Consider the following 20,204-nt stretch of genomic DNA (forward strand, 5'->3'; position numbering starts at 1 on the left):
ACGGAATGAAAACTTGATATTTAAGTAATGAGAGGGAATAATACTAATGGATAAACAAACAATTACAATTTATGATGTAGCAAGAGAAGCAGCTGTTTCAATGGCTACCGTTTCACGTGTGGTTAACGGTAACCCAAATGTTAAACCTGCAACAAGAAAGAAAGTTTTAGAAGTCATTGATCGTCTTGATTACAGACCTAATGCGGTTGCCAGAGGATTGGCAAGTAAGAAAACGACAACAGTTGGGGTTATTATTCCTGATGTGACTAATATTTACTTTTCATCATTAGCTCGTGGAATTGATGATGTTGCAACAATGTATAAATATAATATTATTTTAGCTAATTCTGATCAAAATGGTCAAAAAGAAGTGCAAGTTTTAAACACATTATTAGCAAAACAAGTTGATGGTATTATTTTCATGGGTAATAAAATTACGGATGAGTTACGTGCTGAACTTAAGAGAAGTCGCACACCAGTTGTTCTTTCAGGATCAGTTGATCCTACTGGAGAATTAGGTAGTGTAAATATTGATTACGTTGCAGCTGTTATGGAATCAGTGACTGATTTGATTAATAATGGAAATAAACGTATTGCTTTCGTTTCAGGTTCAATGGATGAACCGATTAATGGTGAATATCGTCTTAAAGGCTACAAGATGGCTTTGGAAAAAGCAGGACTAAAATTTGATAAAGAATTGATTTTTGAAACGGATTATTCTTATCGTGCTGGTGAAACATTATGGCCAGCAATTGCTTCAAGTCATGCAACTGCAGCTTTTGTTGGTGACGATGAGTTAGCTGTTGGGGTCTTGAACGGTGCCAGAGATGCTGGGTTACAAGTACCAGAAGATTTTGAAATTATTACAAGTAATGATTCAAAATTAACTGAAATTGTTCGACCTAAATTATCGTCAATTACACAACCTTTATATGATTTAGGGGCTGTATCAATGAGATTATTAACAAAATTAATGGATAAAGAAGAAGTTAGTGAAAAAACAATTCAATTACCATATGGATTAATTAAACGTTCTTCAACAAAATAATTTAATAAAAACTTGATTTTCCAAATTTCATTTGGGGTAAATCAAGTTTTTTTATTAGAATTGGATGGAATTTTTATGAAAAATAAAAACAATATTTACTTTATTTTAGCAATATTAATTATTATCATTCTGTTTATTAGTTCATCAGAAACTTATAAACAGCAGACGTCGATTCCTTTCCTCGAAAAATATCTAGCTAATAAACCGTTTGAAAATTTGATATCGCATATTTCATTTAATTATGCGGGAGAAGATGAAAGTTTTCAAAATGTTGGTTACTTCAAATTAGTGGAGTTTTTTATTCGGAAGGGTGCTCACTTTACAACGTATTTCCTTATGGCTAGTTTTTTATTTTTAGGATTGAAAAATAAAATTAAAAAATGGCGTTATAGTGGCTTGATTGCAGTTGCCTGTGCAGCAGTTTATGCATCACTTGATGAATTTCATCAAAGTCTCACAGGTGGAAGAACGCCTTTAGTTCAAGATGTTGTGCTTGATACGATAGGTGCAACAATAGGTGTCTTATTGACACTATTAATTTTGACACTTTATCAACGTAGAAAGGCTCAAAAGAACTAAATTAGGCTGTTTTGCGCGAATCATGTTGATATTAGATGGTTATTTTGATACTATAGTAAACGGTTAAAAGTAAAAATTCAGAAACATTTCGGAAAGAGGTAGGGAATTATGTCAGGACATTCAAAATGGAATAACATCCAAGGTCGTAAAAATGCACAAGATGCTAAGCGTGGTAAAATATTCCAAAAATTATCGAGAGAAATTTACATGGCTGCAAAAAGTGGTGGTCCTGATCCCGATTCGAACCCCTCATTACGCTTAATGCTTGATAAAGCTAAAGCTGCAAATATGCCTAAAGATAATATTAAACGTGCCATTGATAAAGCATCTGGTTCAGAGGGTGCAGATTATGAAGAAATCACATATGAAGGTTATGCACCAGGTGGTGTCGCTATTTTAGTTCATACATTGACAGATAATCGTAATCGGACTGCTTCAGAAGTTCGTATTGCGTTTACCCGTAATGGTGGGAACTTAGGTGAAACTGGTTCAGTTAACTACATGTTTGATCGTAAAGGATATATTGTTATTTCTCGTGAAGACTTGGATACTGATGAAGATACAATGTTCGAGGACGTTATTGATGCTGGTGCTGAAGATTTAAAAACATCAGAAGAATTATTTGAAATTTACACAGATTCTAAAGATTTACCAGAAGTCCGTGCTTCATTAGAAGGTAAAGGATACAAATTAGATGTATTCGAATTGGTCATGGTTCCTCAAAATCTTGTACCAGTTCCTGAAGATAAAATTGAACAATTCCATCACATGATTGATGCATTGGAAGACGATGATGATGTTTCAGAAGTATTCCATGCTGGTGATTTATCAAACGAAGAATAAAGTGTATTAAAAATAACGATTAAATGGTCAAAAAATAAAATACGCAAAAAAAGTCAGAATTTAAATATTCTGGCTTTTTTTGCGTATTTCAATATAAGGAGAGGAGGAGTAGTGAAATGATTGAAACAGAAATGGATGCTATTTTTAAAATTTGCGTCGAAAATAGGGCAAGTGATTTATATATCATTCCAAATGCTAAAGGGTGTTGGGTCAAGTATCGGGTGTTAAATAAGTATTATAATCTTGATGCATGTTCAGAAAAAAAGATGATGCAAATGAATAATTTTCTTAAATTTAAGGCAAATATGATTTTGAGTGAAACAAGACGACCTCAGTTTGGTGCTTTTCAGTGGCAGGTAGGACTCGAACAAGTAAACTGTAGAATTTCAAGCGTCGGCGATTTTTTAGGTCGAGAATCAATTGTTATTCGGTTTATTTATTCAGAGACTGAGGGGGCAGCATTCCGACTTTTGCCCAAACAATTTCAACAGTTAGCAGATTTATGCGAATCTAGTGGGTTAATTTTATTTTCAGGTCCAATGGGTTCAGGGAAAACGACAACTATGTATCAATTAGCCGAAATAATACAGAAACAAAGAACCATTTTAACCATTGAGGATCCTGTTGAAATTCTCAACCCTAATTTTATTCAGTTGCAGGTTAATGATAAAGCCAATATGACTTATGCAGAATTAATGAAAGTTGGCTTGAGACATCATCCTGACATTTTTATTATTGGTGAAATTAGGGATGAGTTAACCGCTAATGCAGCCATTAAAGCAGCAATGAGTGGTCATTTAATTTTGAGTACGGTGCATGCCAGAAACGCGGAAGGAACAATTAAGCGACTTGAAAATCTCGGTATTAGTCGCAAGGATTTGACTGAATCATTGCGGGCAGTTAGTTATCAACGACTAATTGAAACAACACAAGGAAAAGAAGGAGTTCTGTTTGATATATTAGCGGGTCAGCATCTGCAGACAGTTTTTGAAAAAACATCTAATCAAGCAACATCTTTGGAAAGGTGGCATAAAAATCTTGATCAATGTATTAAAAACAACATTATTACGACTGAAACAGCAAATCGTTACCAATAGACGACAGTGGGCAATTAAAAAACAAAGTGAATTTTTCGAAGTCCTGGCAGATTTACTAGATTCCGGATTTTCGCTGAGACAAGCCTTAGCCACAACAACAAGATTATTTTCGACAGGTCAGTTAGATATTAAAAAAATTGAAGCAAAGTTAAGGCAAGGGAAACCTTTTTCAGCGGGGATTAAACCCTATATTTCAAGAAGTTCATACTATCAAATTATGATTTCTGAAAAATATGGCGGATTAAATAAAAGTATTGGACAGCTGGGTAAATTGATGGCAGTCAGAGTAAAACAAAAGAGACAATTAAAGCAGCTTCTGCAATATCCAATGATTTTGATGGGTTTATTGGTTGCTTTATATATTGGCATCCAACGATTCATTTTACCCGAAATTAATTATAGTGAATTAGGAAGTACGCCAGCTAATTCTGGTATTAAACTAATTTTATTGAAAAGTATCGTCGCAATTTTTGTGGGTCTAATTGTCTGTTACATGATTAAGACTGCAGTACGTGTTTCAAAGCAAAGTACGATGAATCGACATGTTTGGTATTGCCAGGTGCCAATAATTGGTAAAATTTATCGGGATTATTGTCATTATTATTTAACTTTTAATTTGGGTCTACTTTTAGCAAGTGGACTGAACTTGAATGAAATATGTGATTACTTAAATCAATTCGATCAAAAATCGCTACTGTATCAGTTGGGAAATCAATTAACACGCCATTTTGGAAATGGTGGTAATACGAAACAATTGATTGATAAAAATCCGTTATTTCCAAAAGAATTAACAATATTTATCGCAAAAGGCAACACGCTAGATGTTATGAGTCAGGAATTATTGATGTATTCTGAATTAACTTATCGAAAATTTGAGTCATCTGTTGAAAAAATCATGATTTATGTTCAGCCAATCGCATTTATTATTGTAGCGGCTTGTATTGTTGGTTTATATTTAACGATTCTGTTACCTATGTATCAAACTATGGAGGAAATTCAATGAAAAAAAATAAGAAAAAATTAAAGGCGTTTACGCTTGTTGAAATGTTATGTGTACTTTTTATTATTTCACTTTTAATGTTAATTATATTACCTAATATTGGGCATCAGAGAACCAGTGCCAAGCGTGTGAATGATGAAGCATTAGTGAGTGTTGTTCAAACCCAAGTTGATTTGTATGAGAATGAAACACACAATAAATCTATTAATTTTGCTGATTTAGTTTCAGAAAAATATTTAACTGAAAAGCAAGAAAAGGAAGCACAATCAAATCATATTGTTATTTCAAATAATGTCGTTAAAACTGAAAAATAGATTTGAAGCATTTACTTTATTTGAGATGCTTATAACATTAGCAGTTACCAGTGCATGCGGTTTGCTTTTAATGGGGCCGATGGATCAAGTATTGGCGACAGCTAAAGAAAAACAATTTTGGCAAAGTTTTGAACAGCTTTGGCAAAGTGCAGTAGTCGAGGCACCTATGAATAAATTACCTAGTGTCATTAATTTTAATGATGACAAAATGACCATTATTAATGGAACTGGAAAAATTAAATTAGATTATCCAGAGACGGTGACCGTTAAAAAAAGGGTCAGCATAAAAATAAGTAAAAGTGGCCAAATTACTGGGAAAACAGTTAATTTTAAATCAACATTACCAAACAGAAATCAAAAATTGGTTTTTCAAATTGGATGGGGTCAATTTATTAGAAAGGACGGGGATTAAAATGCGAAAAATGTCAGGAATTGTGCTAGCTGATGCTATTATGACGTTAACAATTGTGGCATCAGGATTTGGACTATATGTTCAAACGAATCATACATTACGCAAACAAGAAGATACTTGGAATCATAAAGTAACGACTACGCGAAATTTAAGAGAAGTTAGTCAATTATTAAGAATTAAGCCAACAGGCGATTTGGCCAAAATAGTTGATGGTGAGTTACAGAGTGCGACTAAATCTGAAATTCGAATTAAATCTGGGGCTGAATTAGTCAGTGTTAAATTAAATTGAAAGGTTTCTCACTATTAGAAACAATCGTCGCTTTAGGTATTTTTGTCATTTCGCTTAGTCTGATGACGACATGCTGGAAGATATGCGCGAACCAATATCAAGAAAACACCGGGAATAGTGAGTTTTCATTACAGCAATGCATCGGATTATTAGAATCAGATCAGCTAAATCTAAAGATAATAGATGTGGGTAAATATACAATTTCAATGAAAAATGACAAAACAGGGGCGCGTTACTATCTGAGTCAGCATGATGAAATGATTCAATTTGTTGGGTTTTCTGGAGGCCATGTGCCCATTTTATATCATGTAAAGTCATTTTCAATTGAATATGACGAGCCTATTTTATTCTTGAAAATTAAACAAGAACGTCAAAATAGGACTTTAAAATTGGTAATTCCAATGGAAAAGAAGGACCAAGATGCGCAAAAATAAATTATTGAAGGGACATTTAGTTGTATCAGCCATATTTTGTTTAATGATGATGATTATTTTATTACTTGGTCAGTTATTATATTTTCATACTAAAATTGCTAGTTATCAAAAGATATGTCATTATAATCAAGCAGAAACGATGAAAAATATGACTATTTTAAATCAAAAATCTAAAAAATCAAATGAAAAGTACGACTATAATTTAGGTGTGGTTGAATGCCAAAAAGAAACTTATCGAGTGACTTTAAGGAATGGCAACCAATATTCTTTTTCTGAAAAATGATAAAAAAGCAACTTGACTTGAATTGAGAATTGAAAATCGTTAAACTGAAACGAGTAAATAAATTCAAGGAGTGATTTTATGTCATTAGAAGAAATTGAAATGAACTTTAATCAAATTAGCGAGACAATTGACATTTTACAAAAAAGTTTGGAAATCACTTATTTGGATGCGTTTATTGAGACTAGCAATAATTTGTTAGACAATAAATCAACGCATGTAGAAGATGGGTTACCGAACGAACAAGATATAAAGTTATTGAATCAAATTTATAAAAAAATGAATTTAGATACGCTATCATCAGAAGATGTACGCAAAGTTGTGCAATTAATTTTACTAAAAGCAACAAGAAAAGAAAGAATTCAGCCTAATCATCAAATGACGCCAGACACGATTGGCTTTTTGGCTGCATTTGTTTTAGAAAAATTAATGAATTCAAAGAAAACGTTTAGTCTATTGGATATTACAGTTGGTTCAGGTAATTTATTGACAACTGTTTTAAATCAAATGACTGCAGATCACTTTAAAATTTCTAAAGCATATGGTGTTGATAACGATGACACCATGCTATCAATTGCTGGACTAAGCGGTCAATTACAACGGCTGAACCTTGAATTATTTCACCAAGATGCAATTGATGATTTAATTGTAAAAAAATCGGACGTCGTTATAGCAGACTTGCCGATTGGTTATTATCCATTAGATGAAAGAGTCACTCATTTTGCTACGCATGCGACTGAAGGCCATTCATATGTTCATCACTTATTAATTGAACAATCAATTAATTATTTGAATGAAGGTGGCTTTGGGGTCTATCTAGTACCAACAGGCTTATTTGAAACAGAAGAAGCTAAAAAATTATTAACTTATATTCAGGCTAATGCCTATCTTCAAGGGATGCTTAATTTGCCAGTTGAATTATTTAGTTCAGCTAATTCACGTAAATCAATTTTAATTTTGCAAAAGCACGGGAACAATAGTGCACAAGTTGATGAAGTATTATTAGGTGATTTTCCATCATTAAAAGATGAAGAGCAGTTTCAAGGTTTTGTTAAGACACTAGATAAGTGGATTCAAACAAATTTTAACAACAAATAAAGTAACTCATATTGTGAGTTACTTTTTTGTTATTAAAATTTTTCTTTGGATATGGGTAAACGTCGTGTATAATTTATCTAATTACATAGAGGGAGTTGAATAACAATGACAGAAAAAAGTTCAGACGAGTACCATTCTAGAGGATTAAAAAGCCGTCATGTTCAACTAATCGCAATTGGTGGAACAATAGGGACTGGATTATTCTTGGGAGCAGGTCAATCTATTCATTTGGCTGGGCCATCTATTTTGCTAGCCTATCTCATTACAGGGATTGCATGTTTTCTTTTAATGCGTTCGCTGGGTGAACTTTTATTATCAAATGTGAATTCACATTCGTTTATTGATTTTATTTATGAATATTTAGGTGAAAAAGTAGGCTTTATAGCTGGCTGGACTTATTGGATTTGCTGGGTAACAATTGCAATGTCAGAAATTACCGCAGTTGGTTTGTATATGAAGTTTTGGTTTCCTAACTTACCGCAATGGATTCCCGGTATGATAATGTTACTCATTCTTTTGGGAATCAATTTAGTTACGGTAGGATTGTTCGGCGAAACAGAATTTTGGTTCGCCCTTATTAAAATTGTTGCTATAATTGCATTGATTTGTGTGGGTATTTATATGGTTGCCGTGAATTTTAAAACGACAGCTGGACATGCTAGTTTGACGAATTTAGTCAGTCATGGTGGCTTTTTCCCCCAAGGAATTAAAGGCTTTATTCTATCATTCCAGATGGTGTTATTTAGTTTTGTGGGTATTGAGATGGTGGGATTAACAGCTGCAGAAACTGAAAATCCAATGAAGGTTATTCCTGAGGCAATTAATGAAATACCATTAAGAATTATTTTATTTTATATGGGTTCATTGCTGGCAATCATTGCCATTTATCCTTGGAATATGATTTCAGAATCTCAAAGTCCATTTGTTCAAGTATTTGAAAATATTGGTATAAAATCGGCTGCTAGTATTATTAATGTCGTTGTTATTACGGCTGCTGCATCCGCTTGTAATGGCTCTTTATTCAGTACGGGCAGAATGTTATTCTCCTTGAATTACAATAAGAAAAATAAATTCTCTAAAAAAATTAGCACATTATCACATAATCAAGTTCCGGCATTTGCACTGAAATTTTCGACAATTGTGATTGCAATTTCAGTTGTGCTGAATATGTTTATGTCAGCATCTGTGTTTACATTTATCTCAAGTATTGCAACGACATGTTTCTTGTTCATTTGGGGCGCAATTGTAATCGCACATTTGAAATATCGACGAAAAATTAAATTAGAAAAAGCGGAAGCAACATTAACGTTTAAAATGCCTCTTTTTCCCATTACAAATTACTTAATTTTGGCATTTCTTGCTTTTGTAGGTATTGTATTATGTTTAAAAGCTGACACATTAATCGCACTAATTGCTTCAATTGGTTGGTTAATCGTGTTATATGTTATTAAAAGTGTTCAAATGAAATTTTCAAATTAAAGTTTGACTGGAAGACCGAGTACTTGTTAAGGTCTTTTTTTGTATATTTGGGATATAAATTATAAAATGGTTAAGAAGAGGGTGAAAGGTTATGGTATTTTTTACAGCGGATACACATTTTATGCATGGAAAATTGCTTGGGAACAGTGATTTTGCACCAAGACCGTTCAAAAATATTGATGAGATGGATCAAGCAATTATTAATAATTGGAATGAAGTGGTTACCGACAATGATTTAGTTTATCATCTTGGAGATATTGCAGTGTTGATGGCTAATTCTGGTGGAAATGATGCCATTTTTCAACTTTTAATGCAATTGAATGGTCGAATTACCTTTATAAAAGGGAATCATGATAATCGTTCAGTTATTAATTATATAAAAAAACAAAATATTTTAATCAACGATAGGCCTAAATTTGTATTTCATGATGTTGGTATTTTATTGAAAATGAATCATCACCAACTATTTTTGACGCATTATCCTATGATGTTGGGAATTACAAACAACAGTATTAATTTACACGGTCATATCCATCATTATAGTGTGAATTCTGAGACTAACATTAATGTTGGCATTGATTCGCCGGAAAGTAGTTATTTAAAAAATAAGAAAAAGTTTGGTGCACCATTCACGATGAATGAAATTGAAGTTATGATTAATGGTAAAAAAGATGCATTAAAAAAGCAGAATGAGGCGGATTAATTAATGGAAAAAATAACGATTTTGCATACAAATGATATGCATTCACATTTAGAAAATTGGCCTAAAATGAGACGGTTTTTACAAGCAGAAAAAATAAAACTTGAAAAACAAAATCAAACTGTCTTAACTTTTGATATTGGAGATGCCATTGATCGTGTTCATCCGTTATCTGAAGCAACAAATGGTAAAGCAAATATTGAATTAATGAACGCAGTAGATTATGATGCGGTCACAATTGGTAACAACGAAGGCATTGGTAATTCTCGAGAACAGTTACAACATTTATATGATGATGCAAAATTTGATGTCATTATTGATAATGTGGTGGACGAAGAAATTAGCAGCCGACCTTCATGGGCGAATGAATATAAGATTATTGAAACGATGGCTGGTACTAAAATTGGCGTCATTGCACTAACTGCACCATTTCCAATGTCATATGAAATGAATGGTTGGGAAGCCAATCGGATAGATACTGTTCTGCCAGCACTTTTAAAAAAATTGACGAATAATGTGGACGTTATTGTCTTATTGTCACATTTAGGACTGGGTGTAGATAGAAAAGTGGCTCAAAAATACCCACAGATAGCTATTATATTAGGCAGCCATACCCATCATTTATTAGAATTTGGCGAAAATATAAACCAATCATTATTGGCCGCCGCAGGTAAATGGGGGATGTACATTGGTGAAGTTTCAATTGAACTTGAGAATCATAAGATTGTAAAAAAATCTGCTAAAGTGATTAAAACCGAAAGCCTGCCCGAAATTATTAGCGATCAATCTGAGATTACAGATTATAGAGCACGCGGCGAGAAAATTTTAAGTTCAGAAGTTATCGCAAAATTACCTGAAGATTTAAAGGCATCATGGACTGAAAATTCAACACTGATGCAAACAACGTTAAAAGCCATTGAAGCAGCTACAAAAACAGATATTGCAATGCTAAACGGTGGGCTACTTTTGAAAGATTTACAAAAGGGTGTTGTGACTAGAAATGATTTACATCAGGCCTTACCACATCCAATGCGGGTTATTACTGTTAAATTAACGGGCTATAATTTATGGCGGTTGGTTCAGGAAATTAAAAAAAATAGACCCTTTCTCAAAAAATTTCCAATCAAAGGGATGGGTTTTAGAGGTCAATTATTTGGTGCTGTTATCATTGATGGACTAGTAGAAGTAGACGGTGAATTAATTTATCATGGTCAAAAGATTAATCCTGACGCGCATTATACCATCGTAACGGTTGATCATTTTATGTATATTCCGTTCTTTCCGACTATAGAAATAACGGGAGAAATCTCAATAAATGGCAAGAAATTTTTAAGAGATTACGTTGGAGACTATTTAAAAGCGGAATTTTCTGTATAATGAAGTATGACTAAAGTAGTAAAAGGAGGTTTGAGAGTTGAATCAAGCACAAAAAGAAAAAAGAGAACAACAGCTTGCTATAAAAGCAGAAAAAATTAAAGCTTATGCAAGCGACGTTGTTCGTCAGAGCGAGACTAGAGTGTTAATCGATAACCGTCCATATGATCTTGTTACCAATTATAGAGATGGCTTTGAAATAGAAAAATTAACTGAAAGATTCAGTCAAATTTTAACAAAATATGATTATATCGTTGGGGATTGGGGATATGATCAACTTCGATTAAGAGGGTTTTATAAGACTGAAAATAAAAAGGCCTATCGATCACAATGTATTGATACACTTGAAGACTATTTGTATGAATACTGTAATTTTGGATGTTCTTATTTTGTTTTACATAATTTGGAAATTCAAAAGCCCGAACCAATTTCTAATCCTAAAGAGCGTAAAAAAACAGTTAAACCAATTAAGAAAAGAAGAAAACCAGCGGCACAAGCACATACAGCTGAAAAAAAATATCAAATTAAAAATAAGAAACCAAAAGTACAATTAAACAAACCTAAACCAGTTAAATCAAAAAAATCTGTTTCAAAATCGGTAGTAAAACCAATACCAAAGCGTACAAAAAAACATGAATTTGTAATCAGACAAAAAGATAAATCTTAAATTTAATAAAGAAGGTAATAATAATGGCATATAAAGGTTATATGATTGATTTAGATGGCACAATCTATCGGGGCAAAGAAAAAATTGCAGCTGCAAAAAGATTCATTGATTCTTTGCAAGCTCGGAAAATACCATTTTTGTTTGTGACTAATAATACAACTAAAATGCCAGTGGATGTTGTTGCTAATTTGGCCAATAATTTTGATATACACGTGACAGAAAAAGAAGTTTATACGGCGGCGCTTGCAACTGCAGACTATTTAGAAGCATTAGATCACGATAAAAGAAGTGTCTATATTATTGGGGAACATGGCTTAAAACAAGCAATTATGGATAAAAATTTCACGGTTGAAGAAGCAACACCTGATTACGTGGTCGTGGGATTGGATTCTGATGTCACATACCACAAATTTGAAATGGCTACATTGGCTATTAAGCGTGGTGCTAAATTTATCGGAACGAATGCTGATACTAATATCCCGAATGAACGTGGGCTTCTTCCTGGAGCTGGATCATTGGTGCGGATGGTTGAGTGTACAACGCAACAAAAGGCGACGTATATTGGTAAACCAGAAACAATTATTATGAAAGAAGCATTATTAAGATTGGGCTTAGAGAAAAATGAAGTTGTGATGGTTGGTGATAACTATATGACAGATATTATGGCTGGAATTAATTTTGGTGTTGATACAATGTTAGTTTATACAGGTGTTTCAACGAAAGCATTAGTGGCATCAAAACCAATTAAACCAACTATTCAAATAGATTCACTTGATGATTGGGACTTTGATAATGATAGAGCGCATTAAAAAAACGGGACAGTGGCTAAGTTTATACCTGGCGATTGTCTCTTTTTCTATTATAATTGTGATTAACAGCACATTTATTTATAAAATTTTTGTGAAAACATCACATCTAGAAAAATTGGTTGGGTTACCTCAGACAGGATTAATAGCTGATTATAAAAGTTTATTAAGTTATTTTAATTATCCGTGGGTCAATAAATTACAAATGACGCTACCATCATCATACAATGGCATGGAGCATTACCATGATGTTAAACAATTATTTCAGTTTAATTATGCCTGTTTTTTAATCTTTGGATTTATCGCGATCCTGTTTATTCGCCAAATGATCAAGCAAAAGGAACTATGGAAATTGATTAGACCATTTCAGATGGCGGCGACTATTCCTTTTCTAAGTGTTTTTTTATTGTTTTTTAATTTTGAACATTATTTTATATTGTTTCATGAACTGATGTTTAGAAATAATGATTGGATATTTAATCCGCAACTGGATCCTATTATTTTGGCATTACCCGAAAATTTTTTTATGATTTGTTTCTTATTAGTTTTTTGTCTAATTGAGTTATGCTTCTTTTTAGGCATGTTTATTGGAAAAAAAGAAATAAAGAAGAGTAAATAAAAATACGAGAACTGTGAGTTAGCCCACAATTCTCGTATTTTTATGGCTCTACAATATTTGTTGTTGGTGATAGAAAATCTATCACTGGCGGCAATTTTTTTATATAATAATACAAAAAAGGGAACTTCGTTTCCTTTAATGGCCAGCCAGCCCAAAAGAAAGAGGTTCCCTCATGATTAATCATACTAAAGTTTTACTTGGAATAGAAGACCCAAATATTATAATTGATAATAATTTAGCTATTCAGTCTGATTCTGATAGTACTATTTTTATTTATGGTACTTTAAATTATCGTCCTAAAGCTTGCCAAAAATGTGGCGTTATCAATACCAATCAGATTATTAATTATGGTTGGCGAACTGTTTCGGTTCGCTTACCTCGTTCATTTGAACGGACTATTATTCTTAAATTACGCAAACAAAATTTCCACTGTAAAACATGCCACGGTTACTTTTTGGCACAAACAACACTCACAACAAAACATTGTTCCATTTCACTTAACTGCCGTAAAGCATGTATTGAAAAATTAAAAGAAACGAGTTCTATGACCCATATCGCAAAAGAACTCGCTACTTCGACTAACTACGTTAGTCGTGTGCTTGCTTTAACCAAACATGATTTCAAAGTGAATTTAAATTATTTACCAGAAGTTCTTCTTTTCGATGAGATTAAAACAACAAAAGATGCCTTAAGCTTTGAATATATGGATGCCAAAACTCACGAATTAATTGATTTAATCGAGGCACGAACCATCTATCAGATTACCAAACACTTTAATCGTTATGTTAAAACTGCACGTGATAACGTCAAAATAATTGTGACAGATATGAATTATACCTATCCTAAACTAGCTGAAACGTTGTTTCCTAATGCCATTGTTGTATATGATCGATTTCATATTGTTCAATCTATGACTAGAGCTTTCAATCAAACTAGAATTCAAGTTATGAAAAAACTTACAGTAAGTTCCCAATCCTACAAACAATTAAAACGATATTGGAAATTGTTATTAAAACCAATGAGCCAATTAAATTATAAGAATTTTCGTCATTGGTCTTACTTCAAAGAATGGCAAACTGAAACAGATCTAATTCAAAATCTACTAGCTATTGATCCAATCTTAGCTAATACCTATGATTGTCTTCAAAATAGCTTAACTGCCATCCGTAATAAAGATTGGTCAAAACTTAATTATCAGTTAACTAACGCCAAAGGCGTTTCAGAACAATTTCAAAAGGTAACTGTATCACTCATGAAACAACCAGATTATTTAAAAAATGCGCTACGATATCCCTATTCTAACGGTCCTTTAGAAGGACTTAACAATAAACTAAAAGTAATTAAGCGCAATGCTTATGGGTTTAAAAATTTTAGCCAGTATCGTTTACGTATTTTGAGTACAATTAAATTTTAAGCAAAAAAAGAAACCTGTTATCAAATAACAGATTTCTCAATGACAATTTCACCAACAACAGTTGACGAAGAGCCATTTTTATTTACTAAATTTTGCCTTTAGGCCACTGAATACAGCTGGAATTAATGAAATCAATATAATACCTAGTACGACAAAAGAAAAATGTTCTTGAACGACTGCAATATTACCAAAGAAAAATCCAGCAGCACAACAGACGGATACCCATGCGAAACCACCAATTAGACTGAAATGTAGGAAGCGAGAATATTTAAACCCACTACCACCAACAATGAATGGGGCAAACGTACGGATAATTGGCATAAATCTGGCTAAAATAATAGCTGGGCCACCGTGTTTGTTAAAGAATTGTTCTGTTCTATCAAGGCTATCCTGGCTAATTAACTTACTGAACATGGGATGGTCTGAAATGGAACTTCCTACTTTTTTACCGATAAAAAAGTTTAATGAGTCGCCCGTGTAGGCAGCCATGATAAAAAGTCCTACGAATATCCAAATATTTAAATGATAAATTGGATTGGCGGCTAAGGCACTGGCCGCAAACAAAAGTGAGTCACCTGGCAAGAAAGGTAGAATGACGGCACCAGTCTCAATAAAAATAATAAGGAATAAAATGAGATAGGTCCAGTTACCAAAGTTGTGAACAATGCTGATTAGGTGTGTATCGATATGTAAAACAAAATCTATGAAGAAGTTTATGACGGACATAATTATAAATACCCCTTTAATTCTTTATTTTATTAGCTGAGTACTGTGAATAGTTCGATGGGTCTTCGGATTAATGAAGCTTAAGGCACTAGTTACAGCGGTTGGTGCTTCACCAAAGCCCGCAGCAATCAGGGCTACTTTGCCTGGATATGAGACAATATCTCCTGCAGCAAAAACACCGGGAATTGAAGTAGCCATTTCAGAATTTACTGAAATTAGTTTTTTAGCCATGTCTAATCCCCATGTTTGAATAAGTTTATTATCGGATAAATAGCCATAATTCACAAGTAAATTATCAACAGTTATTGTTTTATTAATATTATCTTTAGAATGTTTCAATGAAATTGCAAGACGTCCATCTTTTTTAGTAAGTGATTCAATAACAAAGGGCGTTTCAAAAATAGTATCAGTTTTTTGTAATTTTGTGACGCTATATTCCAATGCCCTAAAATTAGGCCGACGATGAATCATATGAATCTGATTTGTAATTGGAACTAATTCATTTGCCCAGTCGATAGCAGAGTCACCACCACCGGCAATTGCAATTGTTTTATGAGCAAATTTTGAAAGGTCACTAATATTGTAAAATAAAAATTCATTTTCCAAAGCGGATGCAGTAGGAACTTTTAATTTACGGGGCTGAAAGGACCCAATTCCAGCAGTTATAATAATTGTTCTACTATATGTAATTCGTTTGGAAGTTTGAATTTTGAAAAGATCATTTTCTTTTTCAAAATGTAAGACTGTTTCATTTAATTTAATATCAGGATTGAATTCGGCTGTTTGATCCGAGAGCTGTTTAATTAAATGTTCACCAGATATACTGGGAAATCCGGCAATATCATAGATTTTTTTTGCGGGATATAATGTATCGACTTGTCCACCAACAGTAGGGAGGCTTTCGATAATTTGTGTTTTAGCTTGCCGCATATGAGCGTAGGTTGAGGCGAACAGCCCAATTGGACCAGCACCAATAATAGTAATATCAAATATTTCATTTGTTGTCATAATTGTCTCCTAACAATCTTTCTTAATAACATTATAGTAGTATAACGCATAAAAAATATAAAGTAATAGTAAAATGGAGTGAAGTTGGGTACAATGAAATTATTAAAGTTTGAAGAGGAGGAACAACAATTATGGCATATCCACAATTAGACTTAGAACATGTAGTTGGACCAAAAGTTAAAATGGTTACAAATTATGGGGATATTACAATTCAATTATTTCCTGAACAAGCACCTAAGACGGTAGAAAATTTTATGGGACTTTCAGAACAAGGTTACTATAAAGATGTTATTTTTCACCGAGTGATTTCTGATTTTATGATTCAATCTGGAGATCCAACTGGATCTGGAATGGGTGGCGAAAGTATTTGGGGTAATTCGTTTGAGGATGAGTTCTCACCAGAATTATTTAATTTACGAGGAGCTTTATCAATGGCTAATTCGGGCCCAGCAACAAATGGTAGTCAGTTTTTCATTGTTCAAAATTCAAATGTTCCTGAACAAATGATTACTCAATTGAAGGATGCAAAGTATCCCGAAGAAGCAATTGAAGAATATAGAAATGGTGGAACACCTTGGTTAGATTTTCATCATACGGTATTTGGACAAGTAATCAATGGAATGGAAGTTGTTGACAAGATTGCAAATGCAAAAACAGCTATGCAAGATAAACCAATTGAACCAATTGTAATTAAAGATATGATAGTAACAAAATAAAGAGGATGAAAATCCTTTTTATTTTGTCACGATTTATTGAAAGGAGTTTTAATGAAATATAGAATTGGGCAAGAAATATCAGGAATTGTAACAGGTATTCAACCATATGGGGCTTTTGTAACTATTTCGGAAGGTGTCCAGGGATTGATTCATATTTCGGAATGTCATAATGGTTATGTGGATAACATATTAAATTATTTAAAAATCAATGAACAAATTACGGTTAAAATTATTGATATTGATGAATATAACGGTAAAATGAGTTTTTCAATTAGAGACTTAGATAGAATAAATAATGATTTTAAAAGCTTTGGGGTTAAGATAGCACATAAATATTATTGGACAAATAGGTCTGTAGATACTGGATTTAAAGCAATTGATGACAAAATAGACTTATGGATTGATCAGCAATTAGATGATATTAAAAGAAATAAGCTTGACCAGGAAAAAGAAAGCTGATATATTAAATAAGTGCTGTTAAGGCGACAATGAATATTATAAATAAAGTATTGACATGAGATATACCAGATGGTATATTAATAAAGCTGATTGATACGGCGAGACAAAATGAATATTTATTCAAAATAAATCTTGACAAATCATGACGTGGTTGATATGATGTAAAAGTTGTCAAAAGCAACCAAGTAGATCTTTGAAAACTGAACAAATTTTCGACAAATCAAATGTGTAGGGTCTCTTAACTAAGAGTTAAGAGCAAACATTTGCGAAGTCAATTCGCTAGTTTTAAAAAGCAACAAAACAATAAGAGCAATCAAATTTTTATATGAGAGTTTGATCCTGGCTCAGGATGAACGCTGGCGGCGTGCCTAATACATGCAAGTCGAACGCAATATCTTCACCGAGTGCTTGCACTCACCGAAGGTATTGAGTGGCGAACGGGTGAGTAACACGTGGGTAACCTGCCCAAAAGAGGGGGATAACACTTGGAAACAGGTGCTAATACCGCATAATTTGTTAAACCGCATGGTTTGATAATGAAAGACGGCGTAAGCTGTCACTTTTGGATGGACCCGCGGCGTATTAGCTAGTTGGTGAGGTAAAGGCCCACCAAGGCAATGATACGTAGCCGACCTGAGAGGGTGATCGGCCACATTGGGACTGAGACACGGCCCAAACTCCTACGGGAGGCAGCAGTAGGGAATCTTCCACAATGGACGAAAGTCTGATGGAGCAACGCCGCGTGAGTGAAGAAGGTTTTCGGATCGTAAAGCTCTGTTGTTAGAGAAGAATGTAGGTAAGAGTAACTGTTTACCTAGTGACGGTATCTAACCAGAAAGCCACGGCTAACTACGTGCCAGCAGCCGCGGTAATACGTAGGTGGCAAGCGTTATCCGGATTTATTGGGCGTAAAGCGAACGCAGGCGGTTTTTTAAGTCTGATGTGAAAGCCTTCGGCTCAACCGAAGAAATGCATTGGAAACTGGATAACTTGAGTGCAGAAGAGGAGAGTGGAACACCATGTGTAGCGGTGAAATGCGTAGATATATGGTAGAACACCAGTGGCGAAAGCGGCTCTCTGGTCTGTAACTGACGCTGAGGTTCGAAAGCATGGGTAGCAAACAGGATTAGATACCCTGGTAGTCCATGCCGTAAACGATGAGTGCTAAGTGTTGGAGGGTTTCCGCCCTTCAGTGCTGCAGCTAACGCATTAAGCACTCCGCCTGGGGAGTACGACCGCAAGGTTGAAACTCAAAGGAATTGACGGGGGCCCGCACAAGCGGTGGAGCATGTGGTTTAATTCGAAGCAACGCGAAGAACCTTACCAGGTCTTGACATCTTCTGACAAACCTAGAGATAGGCCGTTCCCTTCGGGGACAGAATGACAGGTGGTGCATGGTTGTCGTCAGCTCGTGTCGTGAGATGTTGGGTTAAGTCCCGCAACGAGCGCAACCCTTATTATTAGTTGCCAGCATTAAGTTGGGCACTCTAATGAGACTGCCGGTGACAAACCGGAGGAAGGTGGGGATGACGTCAAATCATCATGCCCCTTATGACCTGGGCTACACACGTGCTACAATGGACGGTACAACGAGTTGCGAGACCGCGAGGTTAAGCTAATCTCTTAAAGCCGTTCTCAGTTCGGATTGTAGGCTGCAACTCGCCTACATGAAGTTGGAATCGCTAGTAATCGCGGATCAGAATGCCGCGGTGAATACGTTCCCGGGCCTTGTACACACCGCCCGTCACACCATGAGAGTTTGTAACACCCAAAGCCGGTGAGGTAACCTTTTAGGAGCCAGCCGTCTAAGGTGGGACAGATGATTAGGGTGAAGTCGTAACAAGGTAGCCGTAGGAGAACCTGCGGCTGGATCACCTCCTTTCTAAGGAATATTACGGAAACCTACACACTTGTCGAAAATTTGTTTAGTTTTGAGAGATTCACTCTCAAAAGCGTTTACGGGCCTATAGCTCAGCTGGTTTAGAGCGCACGCCTGATAAGCGTGAGGTCGATGGTTCGAGTCCATTTAGGCCCATTTACCAATTAATAAAATACCCATTATGGGGCCTTAGCTCAGCTGGGAGAGCGCCTGCCTTGCACGCAGGAGGTCATCGGTTCGATCCCGTTAGGCTCCATTGACAATTTTAATTGTCGAATTTGTTCTTTGAAAACTAGATAATATTTATTAAATTTTTAAGCAATAAGCCGAGAAACACCGCGTTTTATTAGTTAAGAACGTAGTTCTTAACAAAACCACTTTGCTTTATGTAAAGTTAGGTTAAGTTATCAAGGGCGCATGGTGAATGCCTTGGCACTAGGAGCCGATGAAGGACGGGACTAACACCGATATGCTTCGGGGAGCTGTAAGTAAGCTTTGATCCGGAGATTTCCGAATGGGGGAACCCAGCAGTTTTAATCGACTGTTACTATTAACTGAATACATAGGTTATATAGAGGTAAACGCAGGGAACTGAAACATCTAATTACCTGCAGGAATAGAAAGAAAAATCGATTCCCTAAGTAGCGGCGAGCGAACAGGGAAGAGCCCAAACCAAGAAGCTTGCTTCTTGGGGTTGTAGGACTGCTCATTTGAGTTACCAAAGATTTTTATAGCAGAAGAGTCTGGGAAGACTCGCCGTAGAGGGTGATAGCCCCGTACGCTAAATGAAAATCTCTCAGAGCAGTATCCTGAGTACGGCGGAACACGAGAAATTCCGTCGGAATCCGGGAGGACCATCTCCCAAGGCTAAATACTCCCTAGTGACCGATAGTGAACCAGTACCGTGAGGGAAAGGTGAAAAGCACCCCGGAAGGGGAGTGAAATAGTTCCTGAAACCATGTG

Annotated in this window: 22 protein-coding genes, 2 tRNA genes and 2 rRNA genes (1 of these 26 running past the window's edge); 24 read left to right on the forward strand and 2 right to left on the reverse strand. The window is 34.8% G+C overall.

Annotated elements, in window-relative coordinates:
- Window positions 1-46: 46 nt before the first annotated feature.
- The 18 genes from ccpA to ACVPPR_RS03125 all read left to right on the forward strand — a co-directional run bounded on the left by ccpA (window position 47) and on the right by ACVPPR_RS03125 (window position 14,453).
- On the forward strand, window positions 47-1,048 hold the full coding sequence (ccpA, locus tag ACVPPR_RS03040; RefSeq protein WP_462297069.1) for a catabolite control protein A: 1,002 nt from the start codon (window positions 47-49) through the stop codon (window positions 1,046-1,048).
- A gap of 75 nt (window positions 1,049-1,123) precedes the next feature.
- Window positions 1,124-1,627, forward strand: a complete 504-nt coding sequence (locus ACVPPR_RS03045; RefSeq protein WP_462304614.1) for a VanZ family protein — start codon at window positions 1,124-1,126, stop codon at window positions 1,625-1,627.
- Window positions 1,628-1,735: 108 nt separating this feature from the next.
- On the forward strand, window positions 1,736-2,470 hold the full coding sequence (locus ACVPPR_RS03050) for a YebC/PmpR family DNA-binding transcriptional regulator (RefSeq protein WP_462304615.1): 735 nt from the start codon (window positions 1,736-1,738) through the stop codon (window positions 2,468-2,470).
- A 116-nt stretch (window positions 2,471-2,586) separates the two neighbouring features.
- Window positions 2,587-3,567, forward strand: coding sequence for a competence type IV pilus ATPase ComGA (gene comGA, locus ACVPPR_RS03055; protein WP_462304616.1), 981 nt, complete (start codon window positions 2,587-2,589; stop codon window positions 3,565-3,567).
- Window positions 3,509-4,570: a competence type IV pilus assembly protein ComGB gene (gene comGB, locus ACVPPR_RS03060; protein ID WP_462304617.1), complete on the forward strand. Its 1,062-nt coding sequence runs from the start codon at window positions 3,509-3,511 to the stop codon at window positions 4,568-4,570. Before comGA ends, comGB begins: the two co-directional genes overlap by 59 nt.
- Window positions 4,567-4,881 carry a competence type IV pilus major pilin ComGC gene (comGC, locus tag ACVPPR_RS03065; RefSeq protein ID WP_462297064.1) on the forward strand — a complete coding sequence of 105 codons (315 nt, stop codon included), beginning with the start codon at window positions 4,567-4,569 and terminating at the stop codon, window positions 4,879-4,881. Before comGB ends, comGC begins: the two co-directional genes overlap by 4 nt.
- Entirely contained in the window at window positions 4,859-5,293 is a 435-nt protein-coding gene (locus tag ACVPPR_RS03070; RefSeq protein ID WP_462304618.1) for a hypothetical protein, read from the forward strand. The genes comGC and ACVPPR_RS03070 overlap by 23 nt, the downstream gene beginning before the upstream one ends.
- Before the next feature lies 1 nt (window position 5,294).
- Window positions 5,295-5,582: a hypothetical protein gene (locus tag ACVPPR_RS03075; RefSeq protein ID WP_462297062.1), complete on the forward strand. Its 288-nt coding sequence runs from the start codon at window positions 5,295-5,297 to the stop codon at window positions 5,580-5,582.
- Between the two features lie 62 nt (window positions 5,583-5,644).
- Window positions 5,645-6,016, forward strand: a complete 372-nt coding sequence (locus ACVPPR_RS03080; RefSeq protein ID WP_462304619.1) for a competence type IV pilus minor pilin ComGF — start codon at window positions 5,645-5,647, stop codon at window positions 6,014-6,016.
- Complete coding sequence (locus tag ACVPPR_RS03085; protein ID WP_462297060.1) at window positions 6,003-6,299, forward strand: hypothetical protein; 297 nt, start codon at window positions 6,003-6,005, stop codon at window positions 6,297-6,299. The genes ACVPPR_RS03080 and ACVPPR_RS03085 overlap by 14 nt, the downstream gene beginning before the upstream one ends.
- Before the next feature lie 78 nt (window positions 6,300-6,377).
- Window positions 6,378-7,394 (forward strand): class I SAM-dependent methyltransferase, encoded by a 1,017-nt coding sequence (locus ACVPPR_RS03090; protein ID WP_462304620.1) that lies wholly within the window; start codon window positions 6,378-6,380, stop codon window positions 7,392-7,394.
- 105 nt (window positions 7,395-7,499) lie between these two features.
- On the forward strand, window positions 7,500-8,873 hold the full coding sequence (locus tag ACVPPR_RS03095; protein ID WP_462304621.1) for an amino acid permease: 1,374 nt from the start codon (window positions 7,500-7,502) through the stop codon (window positions 8,871-8,873).
- A gap of 91 nt (window positions 8,874-8,964) precedes the next feature.
- The gene (locus tag ACVPPR_RS03100; protein WP_462304622.1) at window positions 8,965-9,576 is read left to right on the forward strand and encodes a metallophosphoesterase; all 612 of its coding nucleotides are present in this window, start codon (window positions 8,965-8,967) and stop codon (window positions 9,574-9,576) included.
- Window positions 9,577-9,579: 3 nt separating this feature from the next.
- Window positions 9,580-10,950: a bifunctional metallophosphatase/5'-nucleotidase gene (locus ACVPPR_RS03105; RefSeq protein WP_462304623.1), complete on the forward strand. Its 1,371-nt coding sequence runs from the start codon at window positions 9,580-9,582 to the stop codon at window positions 10,948-10,950.
- A 37-nt stretch (window positions 10,951-10,987) separates the two neighbouring features.
- Window positions 10,988-11,614 (forward strand): YutD family protein, encoded by a 627-nt coding sequence (locus ACVPPR_RS03110; protein WP_462304624.1) that lies wholly within the window; start codon window positions 10,988-10,990, stop codon window positions 11,612-11,614.
- Between the two features lie 23 nt (window positions 11,615-11,637).
- Entirely contained in the window at window positions 11,638-12,423 is a 786-nt protein-coding gene (locus ACVPPR_RS03115) for a TIGR01457 family HAD-type hydrolase (RefSeq protein WP_462297054.1), read from the forward strand.
- Window positions 12,407-13,039 (forward strand): TIGR01906 family membrane protein, encoded by a 633-nt coding sequence (locus ACVPPR_RS03120; protein WP_462304625.1) that lies wholly within the window; start codon window positions 12,407-12,409, stop codon window positions 13,037-13,039. The genes ACVPPR_RS03115 and ACVPPR_RS03120 overlap by 17 nt, the downstream gene beginning before the upstream one ends.
- Before the next feature lie 172 nt (window positions 13,040-13,211).
- Complete coding sequence (locus ACVPPR_RS03125; protein ID WP_462303914.1) at window positions 13,212-14,453, forward strand: ISL3 family transposase; 1,242 nt, start codon at window positions 13,212-13,214, stop codon at window positions 14,451-14,453.
- Window positions 14,454-14,531: 78 nt separating this feature from the next.
- On the opposite strand, the gene ACVPPR_RS03130 is transcribed toward ACVPPR_RS03125, so the two are convergent.
- Together ACVPPR_RS03130 and ACVPPR_RS03135 are read right to left on the reverse strand one after the other, a co-directional pair.
- Window positions 14,532-15,170, reverse strand: a complete 639-nt coding sequence (locus ACVPPR_RS03130) for a VTT domain-containing protein (RefSeq protein WP_462297152.1) — start codon at window positions 15,168-15,170, stop codon at window positions 14,532-14,534.
- A 33-nt stretch (window positions 15,171-15,203) separates the two neighbouring features.
- On the reverse strand, window positions 15,204-16,187 hold the full coding sequence (locus tag ACVPPR_RS03135) for an NAD(P)/FAD-dependent oxidoreductase (RefSeq protein WP_462304626.1): 984 nt from the start codon (window positions 16,185-16,187) through the stop codon (window positions 15,204-15,206).
- A gap of 131 nt (window positions 16,188-16,318) precedes the next feature.
- Between ACVPPR_RS03135 and ACVPPR_RS03140 the strand changes: the two genes are divergently transcribed.
- From ACVPPR_RS03140 to ACVPPR_RS03165, 6 genes are all read left to right on the forward strand, one after another.
- Window positions 16,319-16,903 carry a peptidylprolyl isomerase gene (locus tag ACVPPR_RS03140; RefSeq protein ID WP_462297051.1) on the forward strand — a complete coding sequence of 195 codons (585 nt, stop codon included), beginning with the start codon at window positions 16,319-16,321 and terminating at the stop codon, window positions 16,901-16,903.
- Window positions 16,904-16,954: 51 nt separating this feature from the next.
- The gene (locus ACVPPR_RS03145) at window positions 16,955-17,362 is read left to right on the forward strand and encodes a CvfD/Ygs/GSP13 family RNA-binding post-transcriptional regulator (protein WP_462297050.1); all 408 of its coding nucleotides are present in this window, start codon (window positions 16,955-16,957) and stop codon (window positions 17,360-17,362) included.
- Window positions 17,363-17,683: 321 nt separating this feature from the next.
- Window positions 17,684-19,244, forward strand: a 16S ribosomal RNA gene (locus ACVPPR_RS03150).
- A 78-nt stretch (window positions 19,245-19,322) separates the two neighbouring features.
- Window positions 19,323-19,397 (forward strand) — tRNA-Ile (locus ACVPPR_RS03155).
- A 27-nt stretch (window positions 19,398-19,424) separates the two neighbouring features.
- A tRNA-Ala gene (locus ACVPPR_RS03160) sits at window positions 19,425-19,497 on the forward strand.
- Window positions 19,498-19,638: 141 nt separating this feature from the next.
- Window positions 19,639-20,204: ribosomal RNA gene (locus ACVPPR_RS03165) — 23S ribosomal RNA — on the forward strand (it continues 2,354 nt past the right edge of the window).
- The 16S and 23S rRNA genes sit together here with 2 tRNA genes alongside, the layout of an rRNA operon.

The sequence above is a fragment of the Dellaglioa sp. L3N genome (assembly GCF_054941095.1).

Excerpts from the sequence above, each read along its gene's own strand:
- comGC (WP_462297064.1), top strand. The coding sequence starts at position 4,567 with ATGAAAAAAAATAAGAAAAAATTAAAGGCGTTTACGCTTGTTGAAATG.
- comGA (WP_462304616.1), top strand. The coding sequence starts at position 2,587 with ATGATTGAAACAGAAATGGATGCTATTTTTAAAATTTGCGTCGAAAAT.
- ACVPPR_RS03080 (WP_462304619.1), top strand. The coding sequence starts at position 5,645 with ATGACGACATGCTGGAAGATATGCGCGAACCAATATCAAGAAAACACC.
- ACVPPR_RS03090 (WP_462304620.1), top strand. The coding sequence starts at position 6,378 with ATGTCATTAGAAGAAATTGAAATGAACTTTAATCAAATTAGCGAGACA.
- ACVPPR_RS03095 (WP_462304621.1), top strand. The coding sequence starts at position 7,500 with ATGACAGAAAAAAGTTCAGACGAGTACCATTCTAGAGGATTAAAAAGC.
- ACVPPR_RS03125 (WP_462303914.1), top strand. The coding sequence starts at position 13,212 with ATGATTAATCATACTAAAGTTTTACTTGGAATAGAAGACCCAAATATT.
- ACVPPR_RS03075 (WP_462297062.1), top strand. The coding sequence starts at position 5,295 with ATGCGAAAAATGTCAGGAATTGTGCTAGCTGATGCTATTATGACGTTA.
- ACVPPR_RS03140 (WP_462297051.1), top strand. The coding sequence starts at position 16,319 with ATGGCATATCCACAATTAGACTTAGAACATGTAGTTGGACCAAAAGTT.
- ccpA (WP_462297069.1), top strand. The coding sequence starts at position 47 with ATGGATAAACAAACAATTACAATTTATGATGTAGCAAGAGAAGCAGCT.
- ACVPPR_RS03085 (WP_462297060.1), top strand. The coding sequence starts at position 6,003 with ATGCGCAAAAATAAATTATTGAAGGGACATTTAGTTGTATCAGCCATA.
- ACVPPR_RS03145 (WP_462297050.1), top strand. The coding sequence starts at position 16,955 with ATGAAATATAGAATTGGGCAAGAAATATCAGGAATTGTAACAGGTATT.
- ACVPPR_RS03100 (WP_462304622.1), top strand. The coding sequence starts at position 8,965 with ATGGTATTTTTTACAGCGGATACACATTTTATGCATGGAAAATTGCTT.
- ACVPPR_RS03115 (WP_462297054.1), top strand. The coding sequence starts at position 11,638 with ATGGCATATAAAGGTTATATGATTGATTTAGATGGCACAATCTATCGG.
- ACVPPR_RS03070 (WP_462304618.1), top strand. The coding sequence starts at position 4,859 with ATGTCGTTAAAACTGAAAAATAGATTTGAAGCATTTACTTTATTTGAG.
- ACVPPR_RS03135 (WP_462304626.1), bottom strand. The coding sequence starts at position 16,187 with ATGACAACAAATGAAATATTTGATATTACTATTATTGGTGCTGGTCCA.
- ACVPPR_RS03050 (WP_462304615.1), top strand. The coding sequence starts at position 1,736 with ATGTCAGGACATTCAAAATGGAATAACATCCAAGGTCGTAAAAATGCA.
- ACVPPR_RS03105 (WP_462304623.1), top strand. The coding sequence starts at position 9,580 with ATGGAAAAAATAACGATTTTGCATACAAATGATATGCATTCACATTTA.
- ACVPPR_RS03045 (WP_462304614.1), top strand. The coding sequence starts at position 1,124 with ATGAAAAATAAAAACAATATTTACTTTATTTTAGCAATATTAATTATT.
- ACVPPR_RS03120 (WP_462304625.1), top strand. The coding sequence starts at position 12,407 with ATGATAGAGCGCATTAAAAAAACGGGACAGTGGCTAAGTTTATACCTG.